Below are 16,789 nucleotides of genomic sequence, written 5' to 3'. Positions count from 1 at the left end.
CGATCGGCTGACGAGACGCGACTCCACTCGGCAATTTTTGCCGTGTGTATGGTTATCAAACGGTTAATTTTTGAGGTTTCGGGCTGCGACATATGTCTCGTGTCGGGGCACCGTAGTTATCCCGGCCGCAACGCAGTTCGCCCGCGCCACAGCTGGTGCACTGTCCGACAGGTCACGGTTGCAGTGCTTCTGCATGCCTAACCTTTCAGCAGCTCACTTGACCCCGCACCGGCTGCCGAGGATGTTGCCGCCGTGAAAACCCTGAACCCCCGACCAGATTCGCCATTCTTCATGCCTGACTCGCGTCAGGCATGGATCCGGCTTGGCCTTGCCTTGATCATTGGCGCGGTCGGCAGCGTCGGGATGTGGTCGGTAGTGGTGGCAATTCCGGCGGTGCAGGCCGAATTTGCCGCGAGCCGCGGCGCGGCGTCGCTGGCCTTTACCCTGGCGATGGCCGGTTTCGGGCTGGGCGGCGTCGTGATCGGCCGGTTCACGGACCGGTTCGGGATCGTCGCGGCGATCAGCCTTGCTGCCGTTGTGATGGGCGCGGGCTATCTGGCGGCGTCCCAGGCGGTTGCGATGTGGCAATACATCCTGGTGCACTTCTTCATCGGCGCAGGATCGTCGGCTACGTTCGGGCCGCTGATGGCCGAGGCCTCGCACTGGTTCGAGAAACGGCGCGGCATCGCGGTGAGCATCGCCGCCACCGGCAATTATCTCGGTGGCGTAATCTGGCCGCCGCTGGTTAGCTGGGGCATCAGCGCGTTCGGTTGGCAGACCGCGCATGCCTTGATCGGTGTGACCACCATATCGGCGATGCTGGTCATGCTGACGCTGCTGCGCCTGCAGATCGGCGCCGGAAGCAGGCGCAGCCATGTCGACGCGCCGCCGCCGAAGATCGACCTGCGAATGAGCAGCAACATGCTGACGACGGTGCTTTGCGTTGCCGGCATCGCCTGCTGTGTGGCGATGGCGATGCCACAGGTGCATATCGTGGCCTATTGCGGCGATCTCGGTTACGGCGTGGCGCGCGGTGCCGAAATGCTGTCGCTGATGCTGGCCTTCGGCATTGTCAGCCGGGTCGGTTCGGGGTTTCTCGCCGACCGCATCGGTGGCATTCGAACGCTACTGCTCGGCGCCATCGCGCAAGGTACGGCGCTGCTGTTCTATCTGTTCTTCGACAGCTTGATCTCGCTCTACGTGATCTCGGCGATGTTCGGCCTGTTCCAGGGCGGCATTGTGCCGAGCTACGCGATCATCGTCCGCGAAGCGATGCCGGCCTCCGAGGCTGCCACCCGCGTCGGCACCGTGATCTTCGGCACCATCGTCGGCATGTCGCTGGGCGGCTGGATCTCCGGCGTGATCTTCGACGCTACAGGCTCCTACGCCGCGGCCTTCATTAACGGGCTAGGCTGGAACGCGCTCAACATCACCATCGTGACCGCGCTGCTGCTCCGCGCTCGACAGCGGCTGGCGCTGGCGTAAAATCGGTCGGTTGTGTCCTACGGCGCGAAATCCTGCGTCGGCAGCATGCTGGGCAGGCCATCGACCGGAATCTTTTCGGTGGCCTTTTTGGCCTGGCCGTTTCCGAACATACATTCGATGGTCGGTTCGGCGATCGCTGTCATGGTGCGGCCGATCAAGGGCCTTTTTTCCGGCGGCAGCCAGGTGCGGTCGATCATCGGCACGCCGCGTTCGGTGACGCCGAACAGGAGAGCGTCGAGCACCTCACGGTCGCCGATCTCGCCGATCAGGGAGTTGCGGATGCAGTCGCAGGTCGCCTCGGGGTGGGCATAGCGCGACACCATGAACGGCGCGCAAAGACGGATGAACTCGCCGCGCGGATCCGGCATCTGCGACAACTGTCGTGGGTTGGACGCCGCGGGGCCGGCGGCCAGCCATCCGGCCAGCAGTAGTCCGATAGGAAAACTCCGGATCGGGCGCAACGGGTCACCTCAGCGGTCGATCGGCAATAGCGGTCACGAAAGCTGGATGATCGTACCTGACAAAACGGCATCTTGTTGTCAGCCAATCAGGCCGCGCGGTCCTGCCCGCTAAGCCGCCGCAAAACCCCTTGGCCGCGCCGGCCGAGGAAGCGCGCCCAGCGCCGCGCTTGCCAGGGCAGGCCGTCGTCGATGGAGACCGAGCGGAAGTGATAGGCCGTGGCGTCCGACCAGGCGTCGCAGGCCTGTTTGAGCGGATCGTCATAGAACGCCGCAATCTTGTCGGCGGCCATGCCCGGGGTAGCCAGCCAGTCCGGAATGTAGGCGTTGCACAGCCGCTCGACGTCGGTGAACACCTTGTTGGTGCCGGTGCCTGCCGCCGGGCAGGACGTCGCGAAGGCGTCGCCGACCAGTACCGCGCCGGCCTGGCGATGCCCGGCGCTCACATATAGGTCCGCCGGCCGGATTCGCATCTGCCCGGACACGTCAAACTCCCCGGTGAAGCTGCGCAGCTTGGGAAACAGCGCGTGTAGCGCCTCGGCAGGCGATGCGCGCATCTGGCGCAGCCACGGGTCGTCCATGTCGCGATAGACGAACAGGTTGGCGCGCATGGTGTCGCCGACCGGAAACAGCGTCAGATAGGCCGCACGGTCGCTGGGACGTTCCGAAAAATAGGTTAGCGCTGGAAAATCGAACGCCGCGCGTCCGACCGGGGTCGCGTCGAAGGCGATGGTGATACAGTGGCACTTGCTGGTGACCCGGCGTTCGATGCCAAGCTTGTGCAACAGTCCGATGTTCAGCCCGCTCGACAGCACCACCAGCCGCGCGGAAATTTCCTCGCCGGTAGACAGGGTAACGATCTGCCGGTCCGTGCTGGTGGCGATCGCCGTTGCCTTGGCGTGGATCTGCGGCACGCCGGCCGGAATTTCGTCGCGGATCGAATTGACCAGGGAGTGGTAGAGGATGCCGAACTGGTGGCTGGGTTTCTTGTCGATCAGATAGCCGAACCGCGCGGTCCAGATCTGGCGATCCCGGGTGCCGGCGCGGAACGTGGTGGCGGCGAGCCCGGTCTTGCGCAGCAACTCGATCTGGCTGGTGCTGATCTTTTCACAGCGCAGGTCGGGCGGGTATTTTTCGTGCGGGTCGATCAGGACCGCGGACACGCCGGCGCGCCCCAGCATCGCCGCCGCCGTCGAGCCGGCCAGCCCTCCCCCGACGACTGCAATGTCCGTGTGCCGCATGATCCCTGCCTTGCCCGAATGCGGCATGATGTACCGGGAATGGCAAAGAAAGATTGAACGGGGCGAAGGGCGAAATTGGCCAATTTTCGGCTCGCGGCCCGGTGGGGGACGGACCAGACGGCCCCGCCGTCGCCATGAGATGATTTGCTCGAACTGCGCCGCAACATGCCTGCGCATCTCTCGTCGGATGTGTCAGGCGCGGCCCGCTACTGCATTCGGGGCAACTGAGAGGTCTGACGGATGTATGCAGCTAATCGCGGCTACACGGTGCGAGACCGCCTCGCCTGACGTGTCTTAAGAGGTGAGGTATTCAGGATAACCAGTCCGGATCTGGTCGATATCCCTCAGCGTTCCGGACAGGTGGAGGCGGAGGCAATCCTGGGCTTCGCCCGGCCGGCCAGCCGCGATCGCCTTCGCTATCGCCTTGTGGTCGCGTATGATCGCCTGGGCCTTGCCGCCCGAAGGCAAATGCAGGCGGCGTAGCCGATCGATGTGTCCGCTTTGGCTGCGCACCAGCGTCCACAAGCCGACCTTGTTCGCGGCGGCATAAAGCGTCCGGTGGAACTCGGTGTCCGCCGTCATGAACTTTTCGAAATCGGCATCCCTCGCGAACCGCTGCTGACGCCCAATGATCAGGTTCAATTCCCGCGCCAGCGGCTCTGAACGGTCTTGCGCAAGGCCGCGGACAATCTCGAGCTCCAGGGCCTGCCGAAGGAAGTGAGCTTCCTGGGCCAGACCCACATCGATCTTGCTCACGACGGTAGCGAACTGCGGGAAGATCTGCACCAGCCCTTCCTTGTCCAGCCGCATCAAGGCGTCGCGGATGGGCGTCGAACTTACACCGAACTGCTGCGCTAACGCCGCTCGCGACAGCCCGGAGCCGGGCGGCAACGCCAGCGACAGGATCATTTCGCGCAAACGATCGAAAACCTGAGGCGCAGCCTGCCGATCGCGGTCGAGACGCTCGGTCGCGGGTTGCCGTGGACGGCGGATGGTGGCTGTGAGGGCAGGCATGTCATTCCCACTGTGTGTCTCAAACAATATCACGTCTTGACGGGCGATGCACTAATGTATTAGTGCCTTAGCCGAACGGCGCACGATAGGGCCATTATCAGGAGGAGCGATCATGGGCATGCAAAGCTGGGCGGTTGCTTTCGCGTTGATCAATGCGGTGACGGTGCTGCCGGCAGCCGCGCAGCAGAAGACCGAGATTTCGCTGTCGCGGCAGCCGGGCATTTTCTATATGCCGAGCCACATCATCGAAAAGCAGAAGCTGATCGAGAAGCACGCGGCGGCGCTGGGCTTGCCCGGCGTCACCACCAAATGGGTGACGTTCTCGGGCGGCGGCGCCCAGACCGATGCGCTGCTCGCCGGCGGCGTCGATATCCTCAACACCGGCACCGGCAATCTTCTGTTGCTGTGGGATCGCACCAAGGGCGGCGTCAAGGGCATCGTCGCCACCTCGGCGCAGCCGATGGCGTTGATCAGCCGCGACCCGCATATCAAGTCGATCAAGGACTTTACCGCGAACGACAAGATCGCGGTGCCCACTGTCAAGATTTCGACCCAAGCCATCGTGCTGCAGATCGCGGCAGCGGAGGCGTTTGGCGCCGACCAGTGGTCTAAGCTCGATTCCAACACCGTCCAGCTCGGCCATCCCGACGCCTATGCGGCGCTGTCGAATTCGCAGCATGAGGTGCGCAGCCACTTCTCGATCCCGCCCTTCACCTTCCTGGAGATGAAGAACGTGCCCGGTGCCCATGTGGTGCTGAATTCGCCCGACGTGATGGGCGGACCGCTGAGTCAGGCGCAGTTCTTCACCACCACCAAATTCGCCGATGCCAATCCGAAGATCATCCAGGCGGTGCGCGCCGCAACCAAGGAGGCGCAGGATCTGATCCGCTCCGATACCAAGACCTCGGTGGAGATTTACAAGGAGATCACCGGCGACAAGACCAGCGTCGAGGATCTGCTGGCGTGGCTCAAGGAGCCCGGCATGATGGAGTGGAACCTGGAGCCGCAAGGCACCATGAAATTCGCCGCCCATCTGTTCAAGACCGGCACCTTGAAGACCCAGCCGAAGGCCTGGACCGACTATTACCTGCCGTCCTCGGCCGATCTTAAGGGTAACTGATGTCCGCTTTGCTCGATGTTAGCGGCGTAACGCTGCGCTACAAGACCTCCAGCGTCGTCGTCACGGCGACGGAGAAAGTCAGCTTCAGCGTCGATCGCTCCGATCGCTTCGTGCTGCTGGGGCCGTCGGGCTGCGGCAAGTCCACGCTGCTCAAGGCGGTCGGCGGCTACATGACGCCCAGCGAAGGAAAGATGCGGATCAACGGCCGCGAGATCACCGAGCCCGGTGCCGACCGGATGATGATCTTCCAGGAGTTCGACCAGCTGCTGCCGTGGAAGACGGTGCTGGAAAACGTGATGTTCCCGCTGCTGATGACGCGGAAGCTCAACAAGAAGGACGCCGAGGTGCGCGCGCGTGCCTATATCGAGAAGGTCAGCCTGACACGCGTCGTCGATTCCTATCCGCACACGCTGTCCGGCGGCATGAAGCAGCGCGTCGCCATTGCCCGCGGCATGGCGATGGAGCCGGACATCTTGCTGATGGACGAGCCCTTCGCCGCGCTGGACGCGCTGACGCGGCGCACCTGCCAGGACGAGCTGCTGCAGCTCTGGGAAGAAACAAAATTCACCGTGATGTTCGTCACCCATTCGATTGCCGAGGCGATCAAGATCGGAAACCGCATCCTGCTGCTGTCGCCGCATCCCGGCCGGGTCAAGGCCGAGGTGATCGACGTCGATCGGGTCTCTGCCGAGGATGGCAGTGCAGCAAAACTGGAAAAGCAGATCCACGACCTGCTGTTCGCCGACACCGCAACTGCGCACTGAGGATCAAGCCATGGGCGAAGCCAGAATCTTGATGCGCAGCGACGCCGTCGCGGGCGCAGTCGATCCGTCCGAGGTCGAGCGCAAGCTTGGCGTCGTTGAGCTGCTGTGGAACGACGGCTTTGTCCGCAAGGCCGCAATTATCGTCTTCCTCGCCGCGGTGTGGGAGATCTACGGCACGCTGCTCGACAATTCGCTGCTGTTCCCGACTTTCCACGACACCGTCATCACCATGTTCGACAAGGTGAGGGACGGCACCATCCCGCTGCGGGCGTGGGCGTCGCTCAAGGTCCTGTTCATGGGCTACAGCGCCGGAATCGTGCTCGCCGCTTTGTTTACCGTGCTGGCGATCAGTACACGGATCGGCACCGACTTCTTGGAGACGATGACCGCGATGTTCAATCCGCTGCCGGCGATCGCGTTGCTACCGCTGGCGCTGATCTGGTTCGGCCTCGGCAATGGCAGCCTGGTCTTCGTGCTGATCCATTCGGTGCTGTGGCCGGTGGCCTTGAACACGCATTCGGGCTTCAAGAGCGTGTCCAACACGCTGCGCATGGTCGGCCGCAACTACGGCCTGCGCGGACTGCCTTATGTCGCGCGCATCCTGATCCCCGCCGCGTTCGGCTCGATCCTCACCGGCCTGAAGATCGGCTGGGCTTTCGCCTGGCGCACGCTGATCGCCGCCGAATTGGTGTTCGGCGTGTCGTCGGGGCAGGGCGGGCTCGGCTGGTTTATCTTTGAGAACCGCAACCTGCTCGATATCCCCGCCGTGTTCGCCGGACTGTTGACCGTTATCGTGATCGGCCTGATCGTGGAAAACCTGATTTTTCGAACCATCGAGCGCAACACTGTACAAAAATGGGGCCTGCAGACGTAAGGGTAGTAATCTGTAGGATGGGTTGAGCCCTTGCGAAACCCATCGTCACTTCACACGGCACTGATGGGTTTCGCTGCGCTCTACCCATCCTACGAATGCTAGCGCTTCGGCAGGTATAGACATGACCGACCACAAGAAGACTCCCGACCAGCTCCGCAGCGCACGCTGGTTCGCGCCGGACGACTTGCGCGCATTCGGCCATCGCTCCCGTGCGATGCAGCAGGGCTACGCACCCGAGGAGTGGCAAGGCCGGCCGGTCATTGCCATCCTCAACACCTGGTCGGATGCGCAGCCCTGCCACATGCACTTCAAGACCCGGGTCGATGACGTCAAGCGCGGCATCCTGATGGCCGGCGGTTTTCCGATGGAATTGCCGGCGCTGTCGCTATCGGAATCATTCCTGAAGCCGACCACCATGCTCTACCGCAACATGCTGGCGATGGACGCCGAGGAATTGCTGCGCGGCCATCCGGTCGATGGCGTGGTGCTGATGGGCGGCTGCGACAAGACCACGCCGGGCCTGCTGCTCGGCGCCACCAGCGCCGGCTATCCGGCGATCTATCTGCCGGCCGGTCCGATGCTGCGCGGCAACTGGAAGGGCAAGACGCTGGGCTCCGGCTCCGACGCCTGGAAATACTGGGACGAGCGTCGGGCCGGAAAGATCTCCGACAAGGAATGGGTCGAGGTCGAAGGCGGCATCGCGCGCAGCTACGGCACCTGCATGACCATGGGTACGGCTTCGACGATGACGGCGATCGCCGAGTCGATCGGCATGACGCTGCCCGGCGCGTCGTCGATCCCCGCTGCCGATGCCGGCCATATCCGCATGGCCAGTGAATGCGGCCGCCGCATCGTCGAGATGGTGTGGGAGGATCTCACCCCGGCGAAAATCCAGACGCGAAAAGCGTTCGAGAACGCGATCACCGTGGCGATGGCGATGGGCTGCTCGACCAATGCGATCATCCACCTGATCGCGCAGGCGCGCCGCGCCGGGCAGGACATCGGCCTCGACGATTTCGAGACCGCCAGCCGCAAGGTGCCGGTGATCGCCAACGTCCGGCCGTCCGGCGACAAATATCTGATGGAAGACTTCTTCTATGCCGGTGGCCTGCCGGGCCTGATGAGCCGCATCAAGCAGCACCTGCATCTCGACGTCATGACCGTCACGGGCAAGACGCTCGGCGAAAACATCGCCGATGCTGAAGTCTACAACGACGACGTGATCCGCACCGTCGATACCGCGATCTATGCCGAGGGTGCACTCGCCGTCCTGAAAGGCAACCTCGCGCCCGATGGCTGCGTCATCAAGCCTAGCGCTTGCGAGCCGCGCTTCCTCAAACACTCCGGCCCGGCGCTGGTGTTCGACGACTATCCCAGCATGAAGAAGGCGATCGACGACGAGAATCTCGACGTCACCGCCGACCACGTGCTGATCCTGCGCAATGCCGGGCCGCAGGGCGGCCCGGGCATGCCGGAATGGGGCATGCTGCCGATCCCCAAGAAACTGGTGAAGCAGGGCGTCCGCGACATGGTGCGGCTCTCCGACTCCCGCATGAGCGGCACCAGCTACGGCGCCTGCATCCTGCACGTTGCGCCGGAATCTTACATCGGCGGGCCACTGGCGCTGGTCGAGAATGGCGACATGATCTCGTTGGACGTCGATGCCCGCACCATTAACCTCGACATCTCAGATGAAGAGATGGCGAAGCGCCGAGCCGCCTGGAAAGCGCCGGAGCGCAACTACGAGCGCGGCTATGGCTGGATGTTCACGAAACATATCCAGCAAGCCAACGAAGGCTGCGATTTCGACTTCCTGAAGACGGACTTTGGCGCCCCGGTGAAGGAGCCGGTGATTTACTGACGCAAACTGTCATTCCGGGGCGCGAGCGGCGTCAGCCGCGCGTGAACCCGGAATCTCGAAATGGTTGAACACGTCTGGATTCAGGGTCCGCGCAAGGGCGTGTCCCGGAATGACGAGTGTGAACTCACGAATTCGGAATTGAAGGATAGACCCCATGACCAAACTCTCCGACGCCACCCGCGCCAAGCTCAAGACCATCTCCACCGCCACGGTGGCCACCGCATTGTTCAAGCGCGGCTTCCGCAGCCAGTGCATCCAGGATGTGCATCCGCTCGGTCCGGACCAGCCGACTTTGGTCGGCGAGGCCTTTACATTGCGCTACATGCCGGCGCGTGAGGACCTCAACAAGCTCGACGTGTTTCGCGACCGCGCCCATCCGCAGCGCAAGGCGGTCGAGGACTGCCCGCCCGATGCCGTGCTGGTGATGGACAGCCGCAAGGATGCCCGCGCCGCTTCCGCCGGCGCGATCCTGATCACGCGGCTGATGAAGCGCGGCGTCGCCGGCGTCATCACCGATGGCGGCTTTCGCGATTCAGCGGAGATCGCCAAGCTCGGCTTTCCCGCCTATCACCACCGCCCGAGCGCGCCGACCAACCTGACGCTGCATCAGGCCATCGAGATCAACGGGCCGATCGGCTGCGGCGATGCGCCGGTGTTTCCCGGCGACGTCATCCTTGGCGATAGCGACGGCGTCATCGTCATCCCCGCGCACCTCGCCGACGAAATTGCCAACGAGGCCTTCGAGATGACGGCCTTCGAGGATTTTGTTACCGACCAGGTGAATGCCGGAAAATCCATTCTCGGCCTCTATCCCGCCACGGACGACCAGACCCTGGTCGATTTCGCGGCGTGGCGGAAAACGAATAACCGCTAATCGGCCTTTCGCATTCGACCCCGTCCGCGCCAGCGCGCGACCTAACGACAGAGAGATCACCTCATGCTGATGTTCAACAATCTGATCGACGGCGAATGGCTGTCTGACGGCGCGCGTTCGCCCAATGTCAATCCGTCCGACACCAAGGACATCGTCGGCGAGGCTGTGCGCGGCACCCGAGCGCAGGCCGATGCCGCCGTCGCCGCGGCCAAGGCCGCCTTTCCGTCGTGGTCGCGCTCGACGCCGCAGGTTCGCTACGACATCCTCAAGAAGGCGTCCGATGAAATCCTTGCTCGCAAGGACGAGCTCGGCCGCCTGCTGTCGCGTGAGGAAGGCAAGACCCTGCCGGAGGGCGTCGGCGAAGCCGCGCGCGCCGGTCAGATATTTGCATTCTTTGCCGGCGAATGCCTGCGCATGGCCGGCGAGAAGCTGGCGTCGGTGCGGCCCGGCATCGACATCGAAGTGACCCGCGAGGCGGTCGGCGTGGTCGGCCTGATCACGCCGTGGAATTTCCCGATCGCGATTCCGGCCTGGAAGATCGCGCCGGCACTGGCCTATGGCAATACCGTGGTAATCAAGCCCGCCGATCTGGTGCCGGGCTCGACCTGGGCGCTGGTCGATATCCTGCATCGCGCCGGCCTGCCCAAGGGCGTGCTGAATCTGGTGATCGGCCGCGGCTCCGAAGTCGGTGCCGCGCTACTCGAACATCCCGATGTCGCCGCGATCAGCTTTACCGGTTCGGTGGCCACCGGCCAGAAGGTCGCCGCCGCCTGCATCGCCTCGCGGCCGATGAAGAAATTCCAGCTCGAAATGGGCGGCAAAAATCCGCTGGTGGTGCTCGACGACGCCGACCTCAAGGTCGCGGTCGAAGCCGCCGTCAACAGCGCGTTCTTTTCCACCGGCCAGCGCTGCACCGCGGCCTCGCGCCTGATCGTCACCAAAGGCATCCATGACAGGTTCGTCGCCGCGCTGACCGAACGGCTGGGCGGCCTCACAATAGACGATGCCGTGAAGGCGGGCACCGATATCGGCCCGGTGGTCGATCAAAGCCAGCTCGATCAGGACATGAAGTATGTCGCCATCGGTAAGGACGAGGGTGCAAAACTCGCTTTCGGTGGCGAGCTGCTGAAGCGCGATGCGCCCGGCTTCTATCTGCAGCCGGCACTGTTCACCGAGGTCACCAACACCATGCGCATCGCGCGCGAGGAAATCTTCGGGCCGGTCGCGGCGGTGATCCGCGTCAACGATTATGCCGAGGCGCTGGCGACCGCCAACGACACCGAATTCGGCCTCTCTGCCGGCATCTGCACCACCAGCCTGAAATACGCCAGCGACTTCAAGCGCAATTCGGAAGCCGGGATGGTGATGGTCAATCTGCCGATCGCCGGTGTCGACTATCACGTGCCGTTCGGCGGCCGCAAGGGTTCCAGCTTCGGCCCGCGCGAACAGGGCCGCTATGCCGCCGAGTTCTATACTGTCGTCAAAACCGCCTACACGCTGCCGTAACAACGGGGGCATCAATGTTGCGTCGGCGGTACGCCGCCGGCGCCTGACTGCACGACACCACAGACGAAGCAACTAGCAAAAGCTGGTGCTACATCAAAATGTTCAAGGGAGGACGATCGATGAGCTTTACACGACGCCATCTGCTGGGCGCTGCCGGCGCCACCGCCGCTTCGGCACTGTTCGCCCGTGCCGCCGGCGCGCAGTCATTCTCGTTTGCGCCGAACCAGCGCTACCCGGACCCTGCCGTGCAGATCTTGGATCCGAGCTTCGCAAAGTACCGGCTTTATTCCAGCACCATCGAGCAGGTTGCGACAGGCATGCGTTGGGCCGAGGGTCCGGCCTATTTTCCGGATGGCGGTTATCTGCTGTTCAGCGACATCCCCAACAACCGGATCATGAAGTTCGACGAGAAGACCGGCCAGACATCCGTGTTCCGCAGCAACGCCAACTATGCCAATGGCAACGCGCGCGATCGCCAGGGCCGCCTGGTCACGTGCGAACATTCGGTGACACGCCGCGTCACGCGTACCGAAAAGGACGGCAAGGTCACGGTGCTGGCGGACAAGTTCGAGGGCAAGCGTCTCAACGCGCCGAACGACATCGTGGTGAAGTCCGACGACAGCATCTGGTTCACCGATCCCTTGTTCGGCATCAACGGCGAATGGGAAGGCAAGAAGGAGAAGCCGGAACAGGCCACCACCAACGTCTACCGCATTGCCAAGGACGGCAAGCTGACTGCCGTCATCACCGATCTGGTCAATCCCAACGGCCTGGCGTTCTCGCCCGATGAAAAGAAGCTCTATGTCGTCGAGTGGAAGGGCACGCCCAACCGCAGCATCTGGAGCTATGCGGTCAATGCCGATGGCACGCTCGGCGGCAAGATCAGGATCGTTGACGCCGCGGACCAGGGCTCGCTGGACGGCTTCAGGGTGGATCGCGACGGCAACCTGTGGTGCGGCTGGGGCAGCAATGGCGCGCTGCAGTCAGAGGCGACCGACGTTGGTGGCCGCAAGGTGTTCCAGCTCAAGGCAAAGTCGGAAGATCTGGATGGCGTGATGGTGTTCAATCCGGAGGGCAAGGCCATCGGCTTCATCAGGCTGCCGGAGCGCTGCGCCAACCTGACGTTCGGCGGGCCGAAGAACAATCGGCTTTACATGGCAAGTAGCCACTCCGTTTATGCATTGTATGTGGAGGCCCATGGAGCCGTCTGATCCTGCCGCGCTGATCCGTCTCGCTAGAGCACGATCGGGGACGGATAGCGCACCTTGGCTATCTTGGTCGATCCTAACTTGGACCAAATAGTCATTGAAATCATTGGTGGGCCCGGGAGGAGTCGAATCTGCAACTAGACCGTTATGAGCGGCAGAATATTGATCATCTCGGTTGATTTTGCCGCGTTTTTAGAGATAGCCCCTTTGGATTCAAGGGAATGACGTCATCCGTCTCTGCACCAAGCGAATTCATCGAATTCGGAGGATTCCATGAGTTTGGATTATTGGCCCATGGCGTGCCTTCAGCCCAGGGAAACTGACCTGCCGCGAGACCGCTTAACCGATAGTTTTGCGTTTGAAGATAGTTGATGCAGGCTTGTAGAAAACTGGGGCGCCCGGGCCAAAGCGCACTGAAATTCTCGAGGCGGACGTCCCACTCTATCGCGTCCGCTAAAGTTTCCATCGGTAAGTGAGAGCTGGGATCTGTAAGGAATTTTGGTTGCTTGCTCGGAGGAGAGCCGCTCGGCCGCCTTCTGCTGTTGCGGGGTTGGCACTCCTGCCGCCGCGGGGCCGCTTGGGTCGTAAAACAGCGGCAGCTTCTGGTACAGAACCGGCTAGTTGCCGTCGGACGCAGTCACGTGTGCCTGCACCTTGCCTCCCGTGGTCCGGCCCTGTCGACCTGATCGGACAGAACCGAGCCGTATCCACAGGGCGTATCGACCGGCGGTGAACCGCGTGGCTTGCGCCAAATCAACTCACCCTTGACTAGTTCGAAAAAAGAACTGATAGCTTTAGGCTATGGACAGCGTTCGATCGCCTCAGCGCGGACGACTGTCGATAAGAGCGGACAAAGATCCGCTGCGCGGGAGAGGAACATGTTGCTACGCCATCTCACAGTGGCGCTTGGCCTGGTTGGCCTGTGCGCAACGCCAACGCTAGCCGCGGAAACGCCCGGCGTCACGGCCACGGAAATCAAGATCGGTTCGATCTTTCCTTTCAGCGGACCGGCGTCGTCGCTGGGCAACACGGGAAAAGGCCTGATCGCCTATGTAAAGTCGATCAACGATCGCGGCGGCATCAGCGGCCGCAAGATCGACTTTATCACGTACGACGATGCCTATAGCCCGCCGAAGGCCGTCGAACAGGCACGCAAGCTGGCCGAAAGCGACGAAGTTGCCTTCATGTTCGGCCAGCTCGGCACCCCTAGCAATGCGGCCACCATTAAATACCTGAATGGCAAGAAAATCCCCGACGCTTTCATTATGACCGGAGCCAACAAGTTCGCGAATTTCCAAGAGTATCCCTACACCACAACCGGGCTCCCCAGTTACGATACCGAAGCGCGGGTCTACGCAAGGTTCGCTGGCAAATCCTACCCGAACGGCAAGATTGCGATACTTTTCCAGAACGACGACTTGGGGAAGGATTTTGTGAATGCCTTCAAGGATGTTCTCAAAGACAAAGCCGCCGCGCAGCTCACCGCCATAGGCTATGAGATTACGGACCCCACGGTGGATTCCCAGATTGTAAATCTCAAAGCTTCTGGCGCGCAGTCTCTTCTCATCGCCGCAACGCCGAAATTCGCGGCGCAGGCGCTTCGCAAGCTGAACGACATCGGCTGGAAGCCGCTGACCATGATCAATATGGTCTCGAGCTCGGTCTCGGCGACGCTGCAGCCTGTCGGCCTCGACAAGGTAGAAGGCGTCGTGTCGGCAGCGTTCTTCAAAGATCCGAACGATCCCAAATGGGCCGACGACGCTGGCATGAAGGAATACCGTGCGTTTTTCGACAAGTACCTCGCGGGATCGGATTTCGCCGACCTGAACTACCTCACAGGTTTTCAGCAGGGGAAAATCTTGGAGCAATTGTTGAATCAGTGCGGCAACGATCTGACGCGCGACAATGTGGTCAAGCAGTCCAGAAGCATCAGGGGCCTGCAGCTTCCCACTGCGCTTCCAGGAATCGTGGTGAATACCGACTCCGGCAACAGCAAGGCCTGGACGCAACTGCAATTGCAGCGATGGAACGGCACGGTCTGGGAAGCATTCGGCGACGTATTGAGTGGCGCCGAGTAACACCAAGTTCAGTCGATCTGTGTGTAGAGACAGATAAAGAATCGGGAGCGATCTGTGGGCCAATCAAGCGGCTTTGTTCGATCCGTCGGCGGGGACCTCGTTTCGTCGACCGTCACCACGACGAGCAGCATCCGGATCGAAGTTCTTCGCCGGACGACTTCGGGCCGCATGCACTGGCATTTTCGCCAGCCCGAGCTTTCGCTGTTCATGTTTTCCAAAGGCGTGGTCAGTCTCGATGCGACCATTGATGGCCGGCAAACGAATCGTCCTTTCAACGGCAAGACCAGACTCGCCGTGTTTCCCGCTACGATGGAGATCGAAGGCGCGTGGAACGTCGGTCCCACGCTGGACTACACCGTGGTTTTTCTGAATCCGTCCCTGGTGGACGAGCGGTTGCGGGAGGCGATCTCGGCGCCGACCATCGGGTTCGAACATGACAGTCTCGCCCGCGGGCTGTCCGAGCTGTGCAGGGAAGCAACCGCACCGGACAATATGTTCGAGATGATGGCGGAAGGCTGGGCCATTCAGGCGTTGGCCCATATCAGCCGGATCAGCCGGTGCGAAGACATGCTGCGGATAACGGCGCGCGGGGGCCTGCCGGGTTGTTGCCTGCGGCGGCTGGAGGATTTCGTGCGCGCCAATCTGGCGGAAGCGGTCGGTCTCGACGAACTCGCTGGCATTGCGGGCTTGAGCAAGCGGCATTTCCTCCGCGCGTTTCAGGAAAGCGTCGGCGTGTCGCCGTACCAGTATGTGCTTGCGCTCCGCATCGAAGAGGCGAAGCACCGGCTGGCGCGGTCCGCCGAGAGCATGACCGAGATCGCACTCGCTACCGGTTTCGGGCATGCCCAACATTTCTCGACCAGCTTTCGAAAGGCGACCGGCGAGACACCGTCGTCGTTCCGCCAGCGCGCGCTGTCCTGAGCGGCGAGCGGATGGAGCGCGCAACGCGGTTTGCGTCGGGATTGCGTAGACGGCGGCGCTTTATTGCAAGCGCCGTCGGCCATGCCGGCGCTACGGTCGGCTCCGGACAATGCGTGCAGGTCATTTCAACGGCCGAGCACGCTTCGAGCGAAAAATCGTTCGGTCATCGGGGGGATGCATATGGCGCGGCTTTCAGTCTGGCGATGCCTGGTTCTGTGTGCCGGCACCTTTATCGCAGTCGTTCGGCCGGCAGCGGCGAACGACGTGTCTCCCGTCAAGATCGGCCTTCTGCTGCCGTACAAGGGCGTCTACGCGCCATTGTCCGACAGCATAGACCGCGGCTTTCAGGTCGCGCTGGCTGAGTATGGCGGCAAGATCGCCGGCCGGCCCGTCGAGATCATTCGCGCGGACGACGAGCTGACGCCGAGCGTCGGCGTGCAGAAGTTCAACAAGTTCGTGCAGCTCGACAAGGTCGACCTGGTCGCCGGGGTGGTGAGCTCCAGCGTGGCCATCGCGGTTTCCGAATTGGCGGACCGCGGCAAGGTGCCGATGATTTTCGCCAATGCCTTCGCCGACGAAATCACCGGGAAATTCTGCAGCCCTTATGTCGCGCGAACCTCGTTCAGTGCGAACGGCTTCCAGTACAATTCGGGTAAATACTGGGCGAGCAAGGGCATCAAGACGGCAGTCACGATGGGTCCTGACTATTCGGCGGGACGCGCCTTTCTCGGTGCGTTCCGGCGCGGCTTCGAGGAGGGCGGCGGCAAGGTGGTCCAGGAAATCTGGACGTCGTTCCAGAAGACCCGGGACTGGGGCGCCGCGCTCAGCCAGGCGAGCAATTCGGGCGCCCAGATCATCTACGCGTTCTATGGCGGCAGCGAAGCGGTCCAGGTGGTCAAGCAGCACGCCGACTTCGGTTTGCGAGAAAAGATGCCGCTGATCGGCGACCAATGGGTCTATGACGAGGCGCTGTGGCCGGCGCTGGGAGATCTGGCCGTGGGCGCCAAGCATATCACGGTGCACTATCCCGACATCGACAGCGATGCGAACCGCAAGTTCGTGGCGGCGTACCGGGAAATGTTCAAGGAAGAGCCCGATGTCAGCGCCGCGCTCGGCTACGACAACGGCAAGGCCATCCTGCTGACATTCGACAAGCTCGGCGGAAAAATGCCGGAAGACCGCAGCCGGTTCATTTCGACCATGCGCGGACTGAACTTCGACGCGCCGCGCGGCAAGATCCGCTTCAATGCGCAGAGCAGCGCGCTGCTCGAAAAGGTCTATCTGGTCGAGATCGTCAGGGGAGCCGACGGCAAGCTGAAGCGGAAATTCATCGACGAATTCGCCGGAGCCGACGATCTGCCCGGCTGCACCAAATCGTTCTGAAC

At 62.3% G+C, this 16,789-nt stretch carries 14 protein-coding genes; 11 read left to right on the top strand and 3 right to left on the bottom strand.

What is annotated here, in order from left to right:
* Window positions 1-291: 291 nt before the first annotated feature.
* Window positions 292-1,485, top strand: coding sequence for an MFS transporter (locus JWR89_RS18585; protein WP_299718804.1), 1,194 nt, complete (start codon window positions 292-294; stop codon window positions 1,483-1,485).
* 17 nt (window positions 1,486-1,502) lie between these two features.
* On the opposite strand, the gene JWR89_RS18580 is transcribed toward JWR89_RS18585, so the two are convergent.
* The 3 genes from JWR89_RS18580 to JWR89_RS18570 form a co-directional block, all read right to left on the bottom strand.
* The gene (locus tag JWR89_RS18580) at window positions 1,503-1,946 is read right to left on the bottom strand and encodes a hypothetical protein (RefSeq protein WP_299718803.1); all 444 of its coding nucleotides are present in this window, start codon (window positions 1,944-1,946) and stop codon (window positions 1,503-1,505) included.
* 86 nt (window positions 1,947-2,032) lie between these two features.
* Window positions 2,033-3,184, bottom strand: coding sequence for an NAD(P)/FAD-dependent oxidoreductase (locus JWR89_RS18575; protein WP_299718802.1), 1,152 nt, complete (start codon window positions 3,182-3,184; stop codon window positions 2,033-2,035).
* A gap of 294 nt (window positions 3,185-3,478) precedes the next feature.
* Window positions 3,479-4,198: a GntR family transcriptional regulator gene (locus tag JWR89_RS18570; protein ID WP_299718800.1), complete on the bottom strand. Its 720-nt coding sequence runs from the start codon at window positions 4,196-4,198 to the stop codon at window positions 3,479-3,481.
* A gap of 118 nt (window positions 4,199-4,316) precedes the next feature.
* Here JWR89_RS18570 and JWR89_RS18565 point away from each other — a divergent pair, with 118 nt between their 5' ends.
* The 10 genes from JWR89_RS18565 to JWR89_RS18520 all read left to right on the top strand — a co-directional run bounded on the left by JWR89_RS18565 (window position 4,317) and on the right by JWR89_RS18520 (window position 16,787).
* A complete protein-coding gene (locus JWR89_RS18565) occupies window positions 4,317-5,318 on the top strand; it encodes an ABC transporter substrate-binding protein (RefSeq protein WP_299718840.1) in 1,002 nt (333 codons plus the stop codon).
* Window positions 5,318-6,082 carry an ABC transporter ATP-binding protein gene (locus JWR89_RS18560; RefSeq protein ID WP_299718797.1) on the top strand — a complete coding sequence of 255 codons (765 nt, stop codon included), beginning with the start codon at window positions 5,318-5,320 and terminating at the stop codon, window positions 6,080-6,082. Before JWR89_RS18565 ends, JWR89_RS18560 begins: the two co-directional genes overlap by 1 nt.
* A gap of 10 nt (window positions 6,083-6,092) precedes the next feature.
* Entirely contained in the window at window positions 6,093-6,956 is an 864-nt protein-coding gene (locus JWR89_RS18555; protein WP_299718795.1) for an ABC transporter permease, read from the top strand.
* A gap of 121 nt (window positions 6,957-7,077) precedes the next feature.
* Complete coding sequence (araD, locus tag JWR89_RS18550) at window positions 7,078-8,817, top strand: L-arabinonate dehydratase (RefSeq protein ID WP_299718793.1); 1,740 nt, start codon at window positions 7,078-7,080, stop codon at window positions 8,815-8,817.
* A 154-nt stretch (window positions 8,818-8,971) separates the two neighbouring features.
* Window positions 8,972-9,691, top strand: a complete 720-nt coding sequence (locus tag JWR89_RS18545) for a ribonuclease activity regulator RraA (protein WP_299718791.1) — start codon at window positions 8,972-8,974, stop codon at window positions 9,689-9,691.
* A gap of 63 nt (window positions 9,692-9,754) precedes the next feature.
* The gene (locus JWR89_RS18540; protein WP_299718789.1) at window positions 9,755-11,197 is read left to right on the top strand and encodes an aldehyde dehydrogenase family protein; all 1,443 of its coding nucleotides are present in this window, start codon (window positions 9,755-9,757) and stop codon (window positions 11,195-11,197) included.
* A gap of 119 nt (window positions 11,198-11,316) precedes the next feature.
* Entirely contained in the window at window positions 11,317-12,408 is a 1,092-nt protein-coding gene (locus JWR89_RS18535; protein WP_299718787.1) for an SMP-30/gluconolactonase/LRE family protein, read from the top strand.
* Between the two features lie 875 nt (window positions 12,409-13,283).
* Complete coding sequence (locus tag JWR89_RS18530) at window positions 13,284-14,483, top strand: ABC transporter substrate-binding protein (protein WP_299718785.1); 1,200 nt, start codon at window positions 13,284-13,286, stop codon at window positions 14,481-14,483.
* Window positions 14,484-14,537: 54 nt separating this feature from the next.
* A complete protein-coding gene (locus tag JWR89_RS18525) occupies window positions 14,538-15,404 on the top strand; it encodes an AraC family transcriptional regulator (RefSeq protein ID WP_299718782.1) in 867 nt (288 codons plus the stop codon).
* 264 nt (window positions 15,405-15,668) lie between these two features.
* Window positions 15,669-16,787: an ABC transporter substrate-binding protein gene (locus JWR89_RS18520; RefSeq protein WP_299718780.1), complete on the top strand. Its 1,119-nt coding sequence runs from the start codon at window positions 15,669-15,671 to the stop codon at window positions 16,785-16,787.
* Window positions 16,788-16,789: the final 2 nt, after the last annotated feature.

Source organism: Tardiphaga sp. (assembly GCF_028290785.1).
Taxonomy (GTDB): Bacteria; Pseudomonadota; Alphaproteobacteria; order Rhizobiales; family Xanthobacteraceae; genus Tardiphaga.
The sequence above is the reverse complement of the archived record's forward strand: the minus strand, read 5'-3'. Positions and strand labels throughout refer to the sequence as shown.